The following is a 1,337-nucleotide window of genomic DNA, read 5'->3' on the forward strand; positions in this document are numbered from 1 at the left end:
CCCGACATTTGCTCGATATCTTAATTCGACTTTTGCAGCGCTGCAAAATTAGGATTTCCGCGAACGAGCCGTTCAAAGTCGCGCGACCAAGTGCGGGACCGCAGACGCAATCATTGCCACTCCCGATAAGGCCAGTAGACCGAGCACAATTCGGCGAAAGGTCCTTTCGCTAATGCCTACGTAGAGGCGAGCACCCATCAGTGTTGGCAACAGCATTGCCGGTGCGACGATCGCAAACATCGGGACCATTTTTGTCGTGACAATCCCCGTGGCCACATAGGTCAGCATCGTAAAGGCGAGTGTCGCCAGATTGAAATTCTGGATAACATTGCGTTGGACGTCTTTTTCCATCTGCCGCAATGTGGTCCAGAGGGTAGGTATCGGACCGGAAAATCCCCCCAAACCTGCCATCACTCCACCGATCAACCCGGCCACACCATCAGCAACCCTTCCTCCGAAGCGAACGGGAGGGAGTTGACGTGAGAACAGCATGATAGGGCACCAAAGAGCCAAGAGCGAACCGAGGATGGCCTTGAAAAGATATGTATCGAGCGACGGTAGGATGGCGACACCAACCGGGATACCTACAATTCCGCCCAAGAGAAAAGGTGCGAGAACCGGTAGAGCGAACCCTCTCCGAACCGAAACTATCCCGATGATTTGACCTGTCAGGGCACCGAAGACGACAAGCACGGCGGCGAGTTGTGGTTCTAAAGCCCAGACCCAGAACGACATTGCGACAAGGCCGAAGGCAAAGCCAGATAATCCCTGAACGAAACCTGCGATGACGGTTCCCAAGACAACAATCCATATGGATTCCGACAAAAGTCGTTTCCCTTCCCTCAGATTAACGCTGGTTTCCTTTGTGGCAGAAACCCCGACGGAATCTACGATTCTGCAGGCAGTATGTTGCAAAATCAGGATTGCCGCGACAAGGGACGGCCTACCGGCGCACTTGGACTGTGCCCCGGTAGGCCAGCATAATCAGGCTACAGCCCGAAACTGCGCCTTACCTTCATGCAAGAAGCACGCTTTTGAGAAAAGCCCCACATCTACTTTGTTGGGCAAGCGTATGTCCTGCATATCCGGCAAAGGCTTCGCCTCCGGATCGTATGAACGGTCAATCTGGGAGATAAAGGCGACAATAATTCCCGTCTTTCGAGCAAATTGTTGAAGGGTGGCTATTTGCTTCGAAAGCTCGGGTTTGTTTCTCCGTTGATCGAGGATTTGCAGGTAGTCGATAACGGCGACCGTCCCCCGGGAGGCATCGGCGAGATGGCGCATGATATAGTCGGCGCAAATCTCGTCAGAGGTCACGATTTCCAGAGCAACCCCAA

2 protein-coding genes are annotated in these 1,337 nt (G+C 53.5%); both read right to left on the bottom strand.

What is annotated here, in order from left to right; all coding sequences use genetic code 11:
• Positions 1-72: 72 nt before the first annotated feature.
• Positions 73-825: a sulfite exporter TauE/SafE family protein gene (locus C8J33_RS26810; protein WP_132665934.1), complete on the bottom strand. Its 753-nt coding sequence runs from the start codon at positions 823-825 to the stop codon at positions 73-75.
• Between the two features lie 159 nt (positions 826-984).
• Positions 985-1,337 (bottom strand): DNA helicase (locus C8J33_RS26815; protein ID WP_245507315.1); only part of this gene is annotated, 353 nt, incomplete at its 5' end.

It is taken from the genome of Rhizobium sp. PP-CC-3G-465 (assembly GCF_004343445.1).
GTDB lineage: Bacteria > Pseudomonadota > Alphaproteobacteria > Rhizobiales > Rhizobiaceae > Ferranicluibacter > Ferranicluibacter rubi.